The sequence below is a fragment of the Hymenobacter chitinivorans DSM 11115 genome, from assembly GCF_002797555.1.
GTDB lineage: Bacteria > Bacteroidota > Bacteroidia > Cytophagales > Hymenobacteraceae > Hymenobacter > Hymenobacter chitinivorans.
In genome coordinates, this window is the sequence record NZ_PGFA01000004.1 from 87,570 (window position 1) to 102,588 (window position 15,019).

Below are 15,019 nucleotides of genomic sequence, written 5' to 3' on the forward strand. Positions count from 1 at the left end.
GCAAAATGCCGGTTGCAAAAACCGTGGTTCAGGCAATGTCCAATACCGCATTGAACGTGCGGACGACCTTCGACATTTCGGCCAGAAAATCCGGGGACTTTTCAATCTGGTTGCCAATGACGATGACGTCGGCGCCGGCGGCCAGGGCGGTATGCGCTTTTTCGGCCGTATTGATACCGCCGCCCACAATCAGGGGCGTTTCGGTGGCTTGGCGCACCGCCCGAATCGTGGCCGCGGAAACTGGATACATGGCCCCGCTGCCGCCGTCGAGGTACATCAGGCGCAGGCCCAGCTGCTCGCCGGCCATGGCCGTGCAGGCCGCAATAGTGGGCTTGTCGTAGGGCAGGGGCGTGGTGCCACTCATGTAGCTGGCCGTAGTTTGGCGGCCGGTATCGACCAGCATGTAGCCGGTGGGCAAGATCTGCAGGTTGCTGGCCCGCAGCAGGGGAGCTGCCACCACGTGCTGGCCGATCAGAAAATCGGGGTTGCGGCCCGAAATCAGGGACAGCAGCAGAATGCCGTCGGCCTGGGTGTCGAGGTGGAGGCTGTGGCTGGGAAACAGCAGCACGGGGACGGTACTACGGCTTTTTACTAAACGAATGAGCGACGCCTGGTGAGAGTTCATCACCAGGCTGCCGCCCACAAAAAAGTAATCAACAGGGTGTACTTCACTCAACTCCAGCAGCTGCCGGCATCCGGCCTCGTCCAGATGGTCTGGGTCGAGCAGGACGGCCAGAGATTTCTGGCCCCGGGCGCGGCGCTTACTGAGGGTTTCATGCAGATTGGTGAGGCGCATCCGCTTCGTCGTGGTGATACGTAAAGTCGATATCCTTCGTCTCGGGCTCGACGGTAAACGAGCCGGGAGAAGTTGCAAGGTCGGGATTTTTGACCACAGGTAAATATTCACCGACTTTTTTCGCCACGTAAGCCATCAAAACGGCCGTCACCTGAGCCAGCAGCATTTTGCCCGTGTCCGACTGCATAAAACTCTGGAAGGCGCCCGCCATTAGGTTGGCTGCTTCCGACGACTGTTTGGCCTGGGGCCGGTAAGCCGGCACCGAGTACGCCCGAGCGGCCCGGCGCGACACCGGCGGAAATGGGTCCATGTCGGAGTCGGTGTGGTACACGTCGGGGGCCAGGTGGGCCCGATCATGCGGCTGGGGTTCCTGGTGGCCCCGGTCGTTCTGGTGGCCATGGGCCGAGCCAAAGCCCAGGTCATCGGCCACGGCCGTGTCCAAGTCGGAATAGTGCTTACCGCGGTGCTTCAGCTCTTTTTTAGAAGAGGCAATCCGGTCGTGCAGGTCAAACTCCTCCAGGCCTTCATCAAAAGCCGAGGGCTTTTTGTTGCTGAAGGCTTTTTTGATCAGCCAGATACTGCCCAGCAAACCGACGCCGATGAGGGCGTACTTGCCGGCCGTTTGGGTTTTTTCCTTGATGTCATCAACGTCGCCCTGCAAGGCCCGCTCGTACTCAAGCTTTTGGCGCTCCAGAAACTCTCTTTCGTCGTCGAACAGTGGGTTGGTCAGCTCAGCCATGAGGTAGGTTATGCTTGGCGTTTGTCAGATTTGTAAATCGTGTTGTTCAGCAGCTTGTCGGCCAGGCCCTGGAACAACTTTTTGTCGACGCCCACCAGGAAGATAATGAGCAGCAGCAGGTAAAACCCGGCTACGGCCCCAAATCCCCAGAAGGAACTGTCGAAAACATCGTTTAGAGCCAGTCCGGCAAAGATGCTGAGGAAAATCAGGAACAGCAGCCCGATCAGGCCCATGGCCGCGCCATGCACCGTGCCGACGAAAGCCAGCTTGACTTTCTCCTGAACTTCGAGGCGGACTAGGTCGATACGCGTGTCGAGGTAGCCCTTGAGGTTGCCCACTAAACTATCGTTGCGGGGCGTTTTGGAAGCGTCGTCGTCGTAAGCCATACGGCGGGGAGAAGAATAGCGAGAAAAGATGTTAGACAGGTCGGAGACCAAAAAAACGAGCGGGAAGCCGGCTTTTTGGTTTGCTGGTTCATACGCAAAACCGTACGTCGTGTCTGAATTTTGCGTTACTTTTACTATATACTGCCCCGTTTTGAGCCAAAATCATTATCAGGTACTCGGTGTTTCCGCCACGGCTTCGGCGCAGGAAATAAAGCTGGCATACAAGCGGTTAGCTATTCAATTTCACCCCGATAAGCACGGCGGTAGCAGCCAGTTCGAGGAGCAGTTCAAGGCCGTGAGTGCGGCCTACCGCACACTGAGCGACCCGGCCCGGCGAGCCTCTTACGACCACCAGCTGCGGGCGGCGGCTTTGCGGGCTGATGAAGCGCGGCGGCAGCAGCAGTACCGGGCCCAGGGCCAGCACGTGTACGGCGTGCCCATGCCCCCGGCTCAGCCCCTGCGCACCCGGCGGCCGGCCGGCTCCACCGAGCGGCACTACCAGACCATAGCTAAGCGCCGCCCGAAGTTTACGCGCCGCGACTACCAACTCACGGCCGCGCTGGCCGCCTTGCTGCTGCTTTTCATCGTGTCGGTGAAGGTGACGATGGACCACGTGACGGCCGTCAGCAACTACGAAAATGGCTTGCGGGCCTACGCCGGCCGGCACTGGAGCACGGCCCACGGCTTTTTTTCCGAGGCGCTGCAGTTCAAGCCTCAGTATAAGGAGGCCCTGCAGCGGCGGGCCGAAATCGAGCAGCTCGTGTACCGCAACTACAAGGCGGCCCGCAATGACTACCGCAGCGCCCTTGGCCAGCAGAACTCGGCTAAGAAAACGGCTCTGCTACTCTTTCGGCTCGGGCAGTGTCAGGCCGGCCTAGCCCAGAAAGACTCGGCCCAGCGCAGCCTCACCCGGGCCCTGGCCCTGGACTCGACGCTGAGTGCCGCCTGGCTGGCCCGCGGGGAACTCCGGCTGTTCGAGCTACTGCAGTTCGATGGGGCCGTGGCTGATTTGTCGGCCGGCCTGCGGCAGCGGCAGGCTGCCGGTCAAGCCGCGTCGTTGAAATACCTGACGTACCGGGGCCTGGCTTATTATAAGATGCGCGAGTTTGGGGCGGCCCGAGCCGATTACCGGGAAGTTTTGGTGCAAAACCCCACGAATGGGCAGGTTCACTTTCTACTGGGACGCTTGGCCCAGCAGGAGGGCAACCCTGCGGCTGCCTGCGAGTTTTTTCGCCGGGCCATTCAGCTTGGGTATTTGTATGCTGGAGAAGCTCTGCAACAGAATTGCCCGTAGCCAGCGGCGTGAAGCGGAGCATGTCTGGCTAATTTTGTTGGCAAATATCATACTAATATAATTAGTGCAACGTATACTTGTGGCAAACCTACTTGCTACAATGAGCCGCGCTATTCTCCTCAACATTGCCCGGAAGCCCTTGCTGCTTCCCTTTTTTGAATCTGGCGTCCGGGCCGGGTTTCCTTCCCCGGCAGAAGACCACGTGGGCGTAAAGCTGGATTTGAATGCCTTACTGCTGCCCCATCCCAGCGCTACGTACCTGGTGCAGGTCGAGGGCCACAGCATGACCGGCGGTGAGTCGGGTATTCGGGACGGTGCCCTGCTGGCCGTGGATTGCCGGCTTACTCCCCGGCACGACGACATCATTATTGCCGTCATCGAAGGGCAGCACATGGTTAAGCGCCTGCTGCAGCGCGGCGCTACCTGGTGGCTGGTGCCCGATAATCCCCTGTTCCCGGCCATGCAGGTGCCCGAGCCGGACTTGTTTGACTGCTGGGGCGTGGTGACGTATGTGCTAACCGAGACGCGCCCTGGTAAGCTTTCCCGCCATGTTCGCGTTAGTTGACTGCAACAACTTCTACGTGTCGTGCGAGCGAATCTTTCAGCCCCGGCTGGAAGGCCGGCCCGTGGTAGTGCTGAGCAACAACGACGGTTGCATCGTGTCGCGCTCCGAAGAAGCCAAAGAGCTGGGCATTAAGATGGGCACGCCGTATTTCAAGGCCAAGCCGCTGCTGGACGCGCACGACGCCCGGGTTTTTTCCAGCAACTACGCTCTCTACGGCGACATTTCCCGGCGCGTGATGAGCTACCTGGCCGAAGTGGCGCCGGAAGTAGAAGTCTACTCCATTGACGAGGCCTTTCTCGATCTGACCGGCATGGAGCAGTGGCTGGAGCACAACCGCAGCAGCCTGACCGAATACGGGCGCCGCCTGAAGCAGGAAATTAAGCAGTGGATTCACGTTCCAATCTGCATGGGCATTGCCCCCACTAAGACGCTGGCTAAGCTGGCCAACCGGATAGCCAAAAAGGATCCGATGCACCACGGAGTGCTTCACCTCGACTCGGACGCCCGCTGCCGGTGGGCGCTGGAGCAAGTAGGAGTGGAGGACGTCTGGGGCATTGGGCGGCAATACGCACCCATGCTGCAGCAACACGGCATTGCTACGGCCGCCGACCTGGCGCGCGTGTCCGACGTCTGGGCCCGCAGGCACCTGGGTGGGGTGGTCGGGCTCCGAATAGTGCGGGAGTTGCAGGGCGTGCCGTGCCTGGAGATGATTCCGCCAGATGGGGGCGCCCAACCCCGGCACAGCGTGGCCTATACCCGCACTTTCGGTCAGCCGTTGGCCGCTTACCCGGATATTCTCAGTGCGGTAGCCACCTTCACCACCCGGGTGGCCGAAAAGCTCCGCCGCCAGGGCTGCGCCGCCAATATGCTCACCGTATTTATCAGTAAAAGTCGATACGGCCCCGCTCCGCCGCCCTACACGTATTCCAACACGCTGAGTTTGCCAGTGGCCACCCGGGACACTGCCGAGCTGCTACGCTACGCCCGCGTGGCTCTGAAGCAGCTGTGGCAACCCGGCACATCCTACAAAAAAGCCGGCGTGATTCTGACTGGTCTGGAGCCGGGCGGCCTGGCCCAGCTGAACTTATTCGTCGACAGCCCGCACGCCGAGCAACGCGCCCAACTCATGGCCGAGCTCGACAAGCTAAACACTCGTTACGGAGCCGGCACGGTTGGTTTTGCCGTGGAGCTGGCTGATAAGAATGGCTGCAAGGGTGCCTGGGCCGGCAAGAAAGAGATGCGCACACCGGCGTATACCACCAGCCTGCCGGAAGTATGGCGCATCAATATCGACGGGCTACTGCTGGGCTGAGCAGCCAGCATGGCTTGGGCTTGCTGCTGATAGTCAGTTCTGTATAAAACAGGTCGAGCTGGAGCTCCATGCTACTTTGATTGTCGGGTCACTGCTGAATTCATAGTGGTCCGGCAATGGCTACGTGGCAGAAAGGGGTTTGAAAACAAAAAAGCCCTTCCGCGGGAAGCAGAAGGGCTTTTTGTGGTAATGGTTGGAATCGAACCAACGACACCAGCATTTTCAGTGCTGTGCTCTACCAACTGAGCTACATTACCAGCTCTGGGCCCCCGCAGGCCGTTATTGCCGTTGGGGAGCACAAAAGTAGTAAACGAAAACGAACCTGCAAGTCTTCCCGAAAAAAATCTTTCTGCCGAAAAACCCGTAATTTGTTATGCATAACGAGTATATTTCGGACCTAACCCCAAACCTACCCTTTCCCGTGCACTTCTCTATCCAAAACATCCTCTTCTTGCTCGTCGCGGCGGCAGGCTTCGGTCTGTTTGCGTGGCAGGTTCGCAAGATCCGGGCAAACATCCTCGTCGGGCGCGACCGGGATATGTCGGGCAACGTCAGCGAGCGGCTAAACAAAACCTTGTTGGTGGCCCTGGGTCAGCAAAAGATGTTTAAGCGCATCACGCCCGCCTTATTACACCTGATTGTGTACGTGGGTTTCATCGTCATCAACATCGAAGTCGTCGAAATTCTGATTGACGGCATTTTCGGTACCCACCGCGCCCTGAGCTTTCTGGGGCCGTTGTACAGCGCCCTGGTCGGTACCAATGAAGTGCTGGGCGCCCTGGTAATTCTGGCCGTAGCGGCCTTCTGGTGGCGCCGCAACGTGAAGAAGGTGCGCCGCTTTACCGGTCCCGAGCTGCGCATGTGGCCCCGCCTCGACGCCAATATTATCCTCTACGTGGAGGTAATTCTGATGGTGGCCTTGTTCACGATGAACGCCGCCGACCTCAAGCTGCACCAAATTGAAGGAGTAGACCTGCCGGGCGCTTTCCCCATCAGCTCCCTGCTGACGGGCCTGCTGCCCGACAACGCTGCGGCCCTGGAAATTCTGGAGCGCGTGGGTTGGTGGGCGCACATTGTGGGCATTCTGTGCTTTCTAAACTATCTGCCCAGCAGCAAGCACTTCCACATTATCCTGGCTTTTCCGAACGTGTATTATTCGCGCCTGGTACCCCAGGGGCAGTTTTCGAATGTGGACAGCATCACCCACGAGGTGAAGGCTATGATGGACCCGAGCTACCAGGTGCCCGCGCCGGCCACCAACCCCGACGGCTCGGCTATGGCGCCCACGCCTTTCGGAGCCAAGGACGTGAACGATTTGGCCTGGACCAATCTACTGAACGCTTACTCCTGCACCGAGTGCGGCCGCTGCACCTCGGTGTGCCCAGCCAACATTACCGGCAAGCTGCTCTCGCCGCGCAAAATCATCATGGACACGCGCGACCGGATGGAGGAGAAGTACAACTCCCCGCTGATTTTTCAGCCCAACCTCTACGGCACCGAAGCCAAGCATGCCGAGCCGGAGGTGCTCGACAAGGAAAACCACACCCTGCTGCGCGGCTACGTGACGCCCGAGGAGCTCTGGGCCTGCACCACCTGCAACGCCTGCGTGGAAGCCTGCCCGGTAAACATCAACCCGCTGGAAAGCATCGTGGAAATGCGCCGCTTCCTGGTGCTGGAAGAGTCGGCCGCGCCTAACTCGCTGAATGTGATGTTCTCCAACATCGAGAATAACGGCGCGCCCTGGGCCTTCTCGCCTTCGGACCGCTTCAACTGGGCCGACGAGCTCTACGTGGCGGCAAAATAAAGGAGTTGTCAGTTGCTGGTTGTTAGTTGTCAGAATCTCGACAACGACAAGTAGAACTGACCACTCCACCTGACAACTACAAACTGACAACTGTCAACTACCTACAATGGCTGAGCAAACTGCCGCCCGTCAAATCAACGTTCCGCTCATGTCCAACCTGGCCGCGGCCGGGGAGGAGCCCGAAATCCTGTTCTGGGTGGGTTGCGCCGGGGCTTTCGACGACCGTTACAAGCGCGTTACCCGGGCCTTCGTCCGGATTCTGGAGCACGTGGGCGTGAAGTACGCCGTGCTGGGCATGGAAGAAACCTGCACCGGTGACCCGGCCAAGCGCGCCGGCAACGAGTTCCTGTTTCAGATGCAGGCCATGCAGAACATTACCACCTTCGAAGGCTACGGCATCAAGAAAATTGTAACAGCCTGCCCGCACTGCTTCAACACGATTAAAAACGAGTATCCGGCCCTGGGCGGTAACTACGAGGTAATTCACCACAGCACCTTCCTGCAGCAGCTCATCAACGAGGGCCGGGTGGGCGTGGCCGGGGGCGGCGAGTTCAAAGGCCAGCGCATCACCTTCCACGACTCCTGCTACCTGGGCCGGGCCAACAACATCTACGAAGCCCCGCGCGACGTGCTGGCCACCCTGGATGCCGACCTGGTAGAAATGAAGCGCAGCAAAGCCAACGGCCTGTGCTGCGGCGCCGGCGGGGCCCAAATGTGGAAAGAGCCCGAACCCGGCAAGAAGGACATCAACGTGGAGCGGACCGAGGAAGCCCTGGCCGCCCTCGACGGTAACGCCGCGGCCCTGGACGGCCTGCTGGGCGTGGAAAGCGGCAACGCCGGCGCCACGCCCGCCCCGCGCAACGGGCAGCAGCGCAGTATCATTGCCGTGTCGTGCCCGTTCTGCATGACCATGATGAGCGACGGGGTCAAGAACAAGGAGCGTGAAAACAACGTACAGGTGTTTGATTTGGCCGAGCTGATTGCCACGGCCGAAGGCCTGAACGCTTAAGCAGATTAACTTCCTGAAGGCAAGAAAAATACTTGCTTTCAACGAGCTGAATAAAGCTGCCCCGGCGGAACTTCCGACCGGGGCAGTTTACGTTTATAGGCGTGGGCTGCCGTACTATTGCTGCGGTTTACTTGTTGCTCCGTTGGCACCGGCCGGCTGCCGGTGCCGTCTTTGTCGTCTACCCTATCTATGTTCGTTCCTTTCTCTGACCTTCCGGCTTCGGCCCGCATTTGGATTTACCAGGCCAGCCGGCCCTTCACCAGCGCCGAAATAGCGCAGGTGGAACCCGCCCTGCAGCGCTTTGCCGCCGAGTGGACCAGCCACGGCCGCAACCTGGAGGCGTCGGCCGCTATTCTGCACCACCAATTCTTGGTTATTGGCCTCAATGAGGCCGTAGCTGACGCCAGCGGCTGCTCAATTGACGCCTCGGTGCGGTTTGTACGCTTGGTGGAAGAGCAACTGGACCTGCAGCTGCTGGAAAAGTCGCAGCTGGCCTTTCTCATCGATGGGCAAGTCGAGCTGGTGGACCGCCGAGTTTTGCGGCAGGCTGTGGCTGAGGGCCGCCTCACGCCCGCCACGCTGTACTTCGACAACACCGTAACGGATAATGCCAAACTGGGCCAGCAGTGGCCGGCGCCGGCCGCCATGACGTGGCTGGCCAAATATTTTTGATTCCCGGCGCTGCTCTTGATTCAGAGTAGAATAATGGGTAAACTTAGTATTATTGCTAGGCTCCGGTCGTTACAACACCGGACCTTTTACCATTTCACCTTCAGAAATCCATGAGGAATCTACTGTTTGTGTGCGTCGCAGCAGGCTCGGCCGCAATGCTGGGTAGTTGTGCTACGACGGGCAGCGTGAGCAAAGCGGATAAGCGTTTTGCCCGTGGTGAATACGAAACTGCAATTCAATTATATAAAGCGGACGTTGCCAAGGGCAAGAACGTGGCCCTGGCCAACTACCGCGTGGCAGAATCTTACCGGCTCTCCAACCGCATTGAGCAGGCCGAAGGTTACTACAAAGCCGCCCTGGACGGGGGCGTGAAAAACCCGGACGCGGCTTTCTATTACGGTTTGGCACTGAAAGCCAACGGCAAGTTTGACGAAGCCGCTTCCCGGTTCGAGGCCTATACCCAGAGCGGCTCGAACCGCACCTTGGCAGCCCGGGCCGAAACGGAGGCCAAAAACGCCCGCCTCGGCACCCAGATTGTGGCCATGAGCACCAATAACGAGGTAACACCCCTGGACCAAATCAACACGCCCTCGGCCGAGTTTAGCGCCACCATGATGCCCACAACCAAGGAGCTGGTGTTTGCCTCGGGCCGGGAAGGAAAGAAATTCGCCGGCAACGGGGAAGGCTTCAACGACCTCTACGCCATCAAATTCGATGACGAGGCCAAGATGACCGGCGGCACGGTGCGCAAGCTCGAGCCGGCCTTCAACACCGACGACATGCACGAGGCCAGCGCCACCTATTCGCCCGACGGCAAGATGGTGGTGTTTGCCCGCTCTAACAACGGCTCGAAGAAAGGCTACCTGAGCGTGGACCTGTGGGCGTCGTTCTTCAAGAACGGAGCGTGGGAAGAGCCCAAGCTCATCAACATCAACGACCGGACCGCCGACGACTTTTCCCCGGCTTTCTCGCCCGACGGGCAAACGCTGTACTTCGCCTCGGGCCGTAAGGGCGGGCAAGGTGGCAACGACCTGTACAAGGCCACGCTGAGTGCCAACGGCCGCTTTTCGCCCGCCGAAAACCTGGGTCCGGAAATCAACACGGCCGGCAACGAGAACTTTCCCGCCGTGGCCCCCGACGGCACCCTGTACTTCTCCTCCGATGGGCACCCTGGCTTAGGCAAGCTGGACATTTTCATGGTGAAGAAGGGCAAGGTGGAAAACCTGGGCGGCCCGATCAACAGCAACGGCGACGACTTTGCCCCGTACTTTACGGGCAAGGATGTGGGAGTTTTCTCTTCCAACCGCACCGGCGGCAAGGGCAGCGACGACCTGTACATGTTCCGCAAAAAGCCGCTCAAGCTGGTGACCTTCTACGCCGACGGCACCCTGCTGGAGCGCAATGACAAAACCGGCGAAACTTTGCCCGTAGCCAACGAAACCGTGGCCTTGTTCGACAGTAAGGGCCAGAAGCTGCAGGAAGTTACCTCCGACGCGGCTGGTAAATTCACTCTTAAGCTGGACTCAGCCGCGGCCAACTATTCCCTCATTGCTGACCGGGCTGGCTACTTTACCGCCCGCAACGGCGTGAGTACCGTGGGCCGCAAGCCCAGTCAGGCGGAGCTACCCGCTGAGATGAACGACATCAAGGTGCCCGTCACGCTCACCCTAACCAAGATCGTGAAGAATAAGGCCATCGTGGTCGACAACATCTTCTACGACTACAACAAGTGGGATATCCGCACGGACGCTGCCGCTGAGCTCGATAAGCTGGTGCAGACCCTGAACGATAACCCCAAGATTACCATTGAACTCAGCTCGCACACCGACTCCCGCGGTAAGGATGCCTACAACCAAACCCTGTCGCAGAAACGGGCGCAGTCGGCTGTAGACTACATCATTTCCAAAGGTGTCGACAAGTCGCGGATTACGGCCCGGGGCTACGGCGAAACCAAGCCGGTTATCAAGAACGCCAAGACGGAGGAAGATTACCAGCGTAACCGCCGCACCGAGTTTAAGGTGACCAAAATTTCGGAATAGCTCCGGTTGAGCTTTCTGAACGAAAATGCCCCGTGCAGTACTGTGCGGGGCATTTTTTTGTGGGCTAAAATGCGGTAAAAGCGGCCGTTGAAAGCTAGTGGGCGCGCGCCAGCAAGCTGGGCGGTACTGCAGTTCTAGAACTGGCACAATCCTTGGCTTTAGAGGTAGTACGGAAGCGGATGGGCCGCTTTTCCGAAAGCTCTCGTTGCCATGAAAAAGGCGCTACTCCTCTGCTTCGGCCTGCTCGTATTGTTGGCCGCCGACCTTAAGGCCGCTCCGGCCAACGTAAACTTTGCCTCGGAGCGCGGTATTCCCTTCCAACTCGTCTTCGACGGCCGGGCGTTGACGCGCAATGTGGCCCGCGAAGTGCACATCGACCGGCTGGTGCCCGGCTACCACTGGGCCGAGTTTTTCATTCCCACGGGCTACGGCCGCTCGGTGAGTTACCGCACCCGCGTGTTTCTGGACCCTGGCCTGGAAACCACTTACGTGCTGGTGACGCGGCAGGGCTACCCCCCGGTACTGCGCAAAGTAGGAGCCTTCCCGCTGCGTGGCGGCCCGCGCGGCGGTTACGGTCCGCAGGGCGGCTACGACCCGCGCTACGATGACCGTGGCGGCCGCAACGACGGCTACTACGACGATTCCTACGGCAGCAACGGCGCAGGCGCTAATGGGGGCGGCTACAACGGCTCGGCTGGCGGTAACGGGGGCTACGACAACTATCCTCCGAATGGGGGGCAGTACTCGGGTGGCTCGGTGAGCGTGTACCGGCCACTGCAGGACCAGGATGTGGACGCGCTGGTCAACAGTGTGCGCAGCAAGTCCTTCGACAGCAGCCGCCTGAACGTGGCCAAGCAGGCCCTGGAGCAGTCGGCTATTCAGGCGGACGATTTGAAGCGCCTGCTCGGCACTCTGGATTTTGAGAATTCCAAAGTGGAGCTGGCTAAATTTGCCTACCCCCACGTGACCGACCAGCAGAACTTCTACCGGGTGTACGACTCGTTCCAGTATGAATCCAGCATCAAGGAAGTGCAGGACGCGGCTAAGCGTTAAAAGCAACAACAAGACGCAACAAAAAAGGCTTCCGCGCACTGCGGAAGCCTTTTTTGTGTCTTATACTTTTCGCTTAGCGCAGCCGGTCGGCGGAGCGCACCAGCCGCTCGTCGCTGCGGATAAAGCGGTTGGCCAGCAGGTTGAGCAGCAACGCCAGGGTGGGCAGGTAGAAGCCGGCCTCGTAGCTGCCGGGCATCTTGATGTTGAGCATCCGCTCGCCAATGCCGGAGTAGTAGAAGCAGGCGCCCAGGGTGGCCACAATCAGCAGGAAGTTGAGCGCGCCAAGCTTGAGCTGGGTGAAACGGTTACGGTACTGAAAAATCTCGAACACCGCTATGGCTGCCGAAGTTAGGGCCAGGGCCGCAATGGCGTAGGTATTAGTGGGCACCGACATGCCCGCGTCGGCGTGGGCGTAGGTGAGCTTGGTGGCCGTCAGCACCAGTTCCTGGCCGCTGGCCGGGTCGAGCTTACTCCAGATGGGCACAAATACGACGCTGACCATGGCCAACGCCAGCAGCAAGAGAAACACGCTTTGAATTCTTTGTATCATCTTTGTAGTTATGAATCTCTGGTCCGGACCGGCATGACTTCCATGTACGCCGGGCCGGCAAAAGTAGCCAACAACGACCGGAATAACCGCATTCAAGAAAATGCCAACTGCTTATATCGTGGACGCCGTCCGCACCCCCATTGCCAAATTTGCCGGTGCCCTCAGCAGCGTACGTCCCGACGACCTGGCCGCGCACGTGTTGCGTGAGCTCTTACGCCGTAACCCTTCCGTGGATAAAACGGCGGTGGAAGATGTCATTATCGGCGCCGCCAACCAGGCCGGCGAAGACAACCGCAACGTGGCCCGCATGGCTGCCCTGCTGGCCGGCCTGCCCATTACGGTACCCGGCGTGACCGTGAACCGCCTCTGCGCCTCGGGCCTGCAAAGCATCATGGATGCCTCGCGGGCCATAATGAGCGGTGAGGGCGACATCTACCTGGCCGGTGGCTCGGAAAGCATGACCCGGGCGCCCTTCGTGATGGCCAAGTCGGAAACGGCTTTCGGGCGGGAGCTGACGGCCCACGATACCACGCTGGGCTGGCGCTTCATCAACCAGAAGCTATCCAAGCTGCACCACCCGTATGCCATGGGTGAAACGGCCGAAATCGTGGCCCGCAAGTATGGCATTTCGCGGCAGGAGCAGGACGAGTTTGCCTTCAACTCCCAGCGCAAGTACCAGCGGGCGTTGGAGAAAGGTCGTTTCCGCCGCGAAATCGTGCCCGTATTCGTGCCCAACCCCAAAGGCGACACGGCGTTGTTCGACACCGACGAGCCGCCCCGCTTGTCGTCGATGGAGAAGCTGGCCAGCATCCGGCCCGCGTTTCAACCCGTGGATGGCACCGTCACGGCCGGTAACTCGGCTGGTATCAACGACGGGGCCGCGGCGGTGCTGGTGGTGAGTGAAGAAGCCCTGAAACGCTACAACCTCAAGCCCATGGCCCGGGTGGTATGCTCGGCCGTGGCCGGCGTCGACCCGTCGGTGATGGGCATCGGGCCCGTGCCGGCTACCAAGAAAGTGCTGCAGCGGGCAGGGTTGACCATCAGCGACCTGGACCTGATTGAGCTCAACGAAGCCTTTGCCGCCCAGAGCATAGCCTGCCTGCGCGAGCTGGAGCTGGACCCCGACAAAGTCAACGTGAACGGGGGCTCCATTGCCATTGGCCATCCGCTGGGCGCCAGTGGAGCGCGCATTACGGCCACGCTGCTGCACGAAATGCAGCGCCGGGAAGGGGCCCGCTACGGCCTCGTGACGATGTGCGTGGGCGTGGGGCAGGGGGCCGCTACCATCTTCGAAAAACTCTAACCGCTAGCCCGGCAAGCTGATGACCGACTCCCTGCTCCGTCCGACGCTTGCCGTGCCGCTGGAAGGCGTGCGGCTGCGGCCCTGGCACCTGCACGACGCCCCCGTGCTGGCCGAGCAGGCCAACGACCGGGAAATCTGGCAGAACCTGCGCGACATTTTTCCGCACCCGTACCGGCTGGAAGATGCCTACTGGTACATCGGGCTGACCACGGACCCGGCCTCCACGGATATTCACCTGGCTATTGAAGTAGCCGGGGAAGCCGTGGGGGCCATCAGTGTGCTGTTCAAGGACGACATCAACCGCTGCAGCGCCGAAATTGGGTACTGGCTGGGGCGGGCGTACTGGGGCCGCGGCATCGTGCCCGTGGCCGTGCGCGCACTGACCGACTACACCTTCGCCCACTTCGACGTAAGCCGGCTGTACGCCGAAATCTTTGCCCGCAACGCCGCCTCGGCCCGGGTGCTGACCAAGGCCGGCTACTACCTCGAAGCCCGCCTGCAGAAAAGCCTGGTGAAGGAAGGCCAGGTACAGGATGCGCTGCTGTTTGCTTCGCTCAAATGCTGATCGTTGATTGTTAATTGATGGATGTTCTGACTACTCAGCTTGACGGGTAAGGCATCTAATATTCAAAATCAACAATCAACTCCCGACAATCAACAACTATTCCCTTGCGCTACTTTCTTCATCTGGCTTACGAAGGCACCCAGTACCACGGCTGGCAGGTGCAGCCCAACACCGTGACGGTGCAGCTGGAGCTGCAACGCTGCCTGAGCCAGGTATTGCGCCAGCCTATTTACATTCTGGGCAGTGGCCGCACCGATACCGGTGTGCACGCCAGCCACCAGGTGGCCCACTTCGACGCCGATATTCCCGACACACTGGACGAGGCCACGGTGGTGTACCGTCTCAACCGGGCTCTGCCCAAGGACATTGCCGCCCGCCTGCTGCACCCGGTGCCCGACCGGGCCCACGCCCGCTTCGACGCCGAGGCCCGCACCTACGAGTACCACGTGCGCCTTGTGCCCGACCCGTTCAGCGTAAATCACAGTCTCTACCTGGACCGCGCCCCCGACGTGGCAGCCATGAACCAGGCGGCGGCTTCTATGATTGGCTCGTTCGATTTTACGAGCTTTTCCAAGGTGAAAGGCGGCGAAAACCACTACGTCTGCGTGTGCTACGAGGCCGGCTGGCACCCCACGCCGGGCGGTTTGGTATTCCGCATCCGGGCCAACCGCTTCGTGCGCGGCATGGTGCGCCTGGTGGTGGGTACTCTGCTGATGGTGGGCCGGGGCAAAATCACGCCGGCCGAGTTCAAAGCCATTCTGCTCTCCCAAAACCGCGTGGATGCCGGCGGCGCGGCTCCGGCCCAGGGCTTGTTCTTGAGCAAGGTCGAATACCCGGCCGAGCTGCTGCCCGCGCCGGCCGAGACGCTGGAACTGCCGTATTTCGTGAAGTAAAAGCGTCGGGTAAAGAGCGTAGAACGGAGAAGCCAGAAC

15 protein-coding genes and 1 tRNA gene are annotated in these 15,019 nt (G+C 60.1%); 11 read left to right on the forward strand and 5 right to left on the reverse strand.

The window, feature by feature from the left end:
* Positions 1–28: 28 nt before the first annotated feature.
* The 3 genes from CLV45_RS20355 to CLV45_RS20365 are packed head-to-tail and all read right to left on the reverse strand — an operon-like array spanning position 29 to position 1,921.
* Positions 29–796 carry a geranylgeranylglyceryl/heptaprenylglyceryl phosphate synthase gene (locus CLV45_RS20355; RefSeq protein WP_100338335.1) on the reverse strand — a complete coding sequence of 256 codons (768 nt, stop codon included), beginning with the start codon at positions 794–796 and terminating at the stop codon, positions 29–31.
* Complete coding sequence (locus tag CLV45_RS20360) at positions 774–1,535, reverse strand: hypothetical protein (protein ID WP_100338336.1); 762 nt, start codon at positions 1,533–1,535, stop codon at positions 774–776. The genes CLV45_RS20355 and CLV45_RS20360 overlap by 23 nt, the downstream gene beginning before the upstream one ends.
* An 8-nt stretch (positions 1,536–1,543) precedes the next feature.
* On the reverse strand, positions 1,544–1,921 hold the full coding sequence (locus CLV45_RS20365) for a phage holin family protein (protein ID WP_100338337.1): 378 nt from the start codon (positions 1,919–1,921) through the stop codon (positions 1,544–1,546).
* Positions 1,922–2,072: 151 nt separating this feature from the next.
* Between CLV45_RS20365 and CLV45_RS20370 the strand changes: the two genes are divergently transcribed.
* The 3 genes from CLV45_RS20370 (at position 2,073) to CLV45_RS20380 (ending at position 5,092) form a co-directional block, all read left to right on the forward strand.
* The gene (locus CLV45_RS20370) at positions 2,073–3,215 is read left to right on the forward strand and encodes a J domain-containing protein (RefSeq protein ID WP_170061908.1); all 1,143 of its coding nucleotides are present in this window, start codon (positions 2,073–2,075) and stop codon (positions 3,213–3,215) included.
* A 100-nt stretch (positions 3,216–3,315) separates the two neighbouring features.
* Entirely contained in the window at positions 3,316–3,780 is a 465-nt protein-coding gene (locus tag CLV45_RS20375; protein WP_100338339.1) for a LexA family protein, read from the forward strand.
* The gene (locus tag CLV45_RS20380) at positions 3,764–5,092 is read left to right on the forward strand and encodes a Y-family DNA polymerase (protein ID WP_100338340.1); all 1,329 of its coding nucleotides are present in this window, start codon (positions 3,764–3,766) and stop codon (positions 5,090–5,092) included. The genes CLV45_RS20375 and CLV45_RS20380 overlap by 17 nt, the downstream gene beginning before the upstream one ends.
* A gap of 184 nt (positions 5,093–5,276) precedes the next feature.
* Here the strand turns inward: CLV45_RS20380 and CLV45_RS20385 are convergent.
* A tRNA-Phe gene (locus CLV45_RS20385) sits at positions 5,277–5,349 on the reverse strand.
* Between the two features lie 164 nt (positions 5,350–5,513).
* Here CLV45_RS20385 and CLV45_RS20390 point away from each other — a divergent pair.
* The 5 genes from CLV45_RS20390 to CLV45_RS20410 all read left to right on the forward strand — a co-directional run bounded on the left by CLV45_RS20390 (position 5,514) and on the right by CLV45_RS20410 (position 11,669).
* Positions 5,514–6,896 carry a (Fe-S)-binding protein gene (locus CLV45_RS20390; protein ID WP_245882936.1) on the forward strand — a complete coding sequence of 461 codons (1,383 nt, stop codon included), beginning with the start codon at positions 5,514–5,516 and terminating at the stop codon, positions 6,894–6,896.
* A gap of 148 nt (positions 6,897–7,044) precedes the next feature.
* On the forward strand, positions 7,045–7,905 hold the full coding sequence (locus tag CLV45_RS20395) for a (Fe-S)-binding protein (protein WP_100338768.1): 861 nt from the start codon (positions 7,045–7,047) through the stop codon (positions 7,903–7,905).
* 189 nt (positions 7,906–8,094) lie between these two features.
* Positions 8,095–8,577, forward strand: coding sequence for a hypothetical protein (locus CLV45_RS20400; protein ID WP_100338342.1), 483 nt, complete (start codon positions 8,095–8,097; stop codon positions 8,575–8,577).
* A gap of 110 nt (positions 8,578–8,687) precedes the next feature.
* The gene (locus tag CLV45_RS20405) at positions 8,688–10,616 is read left to right on the forward strand and encodes an OmpA family protein (protein ID WP_245882937.1); all 1,929 of its coding nucleotides are present in this window, start codon (positions 8,688–8,690) and stop codon (positions 10,614–10,616) included.
* A 210-nt stretch (positions 10,617–10,826) separates the two neighbouring features.
* Entirely contained in the window at positions 10,827–11,669 is an 843-nt protein-coding gene (locus tag CLV45_RS20410; RefSeq protein ID WP_100338344.1) for a DUF4476 domain-containing protein, read from the forward strand.
* 73 nt (positions 11,670–11,742) lie between these two features.
* On the opposite strand, the gene CLV45_RS20415 is transcribed toward CLV45_RS20410, so the two are convergent.
* Complete coding sequence (locus CLV45_RS20415) at positions 11,743–12,219, reverse strand: DUF4293 domain-containing protein (RefSeq protein WP_100338345.1); 477 nt, start codon at positions 12,217–12,219, stop codon at positions 11,743–11,745.
* A 100-nt stretch (positions 12,220–12,319) separates the two neighbouring features.
* Between CLV45_RS20415 and CLV45_RS20420 the strand changes: the two genes are divergently transcribed.
* From CLV45_RS20420 to truA, 3 genes are all read left to right on the forward strand, one after another.
* A complete protein-coding gene (locus CLV45_RS20420) occupies positions 12,320–13,522 on the forward strand; it encodes a thiolase family protein (RefSeq protein WP_100338346.1) in 1,203 nt (400 codons plus the stop codon).
* 19 nt (positions 13,523–13,541) lie between these two features.
* On the forward strand, positions 13,542–14,087 hold the full coding sequence (locus CLV45_RS20425) for a GNAT family N-acetyltransferase (protein WP_100338347.1): 546 nt from the start codon (positions 13,542–13,544) through the stop codon (positions 14,085–14,087).
* A 104-nt stretch (positions 14,088–14,191) separates the two neighbouring features.
* Entirely contained in the window at positions 14,192–14,980 is a 789-nt protein-coding gene (gene truA, locus CLV45_RS20430) for a tRNA pseudouridine(38-40) synthase TruA (protein WP_100338348.1), read from the forward strand.
* Positions 14,981–15,019: the final 39 nt, after the last annotated feature.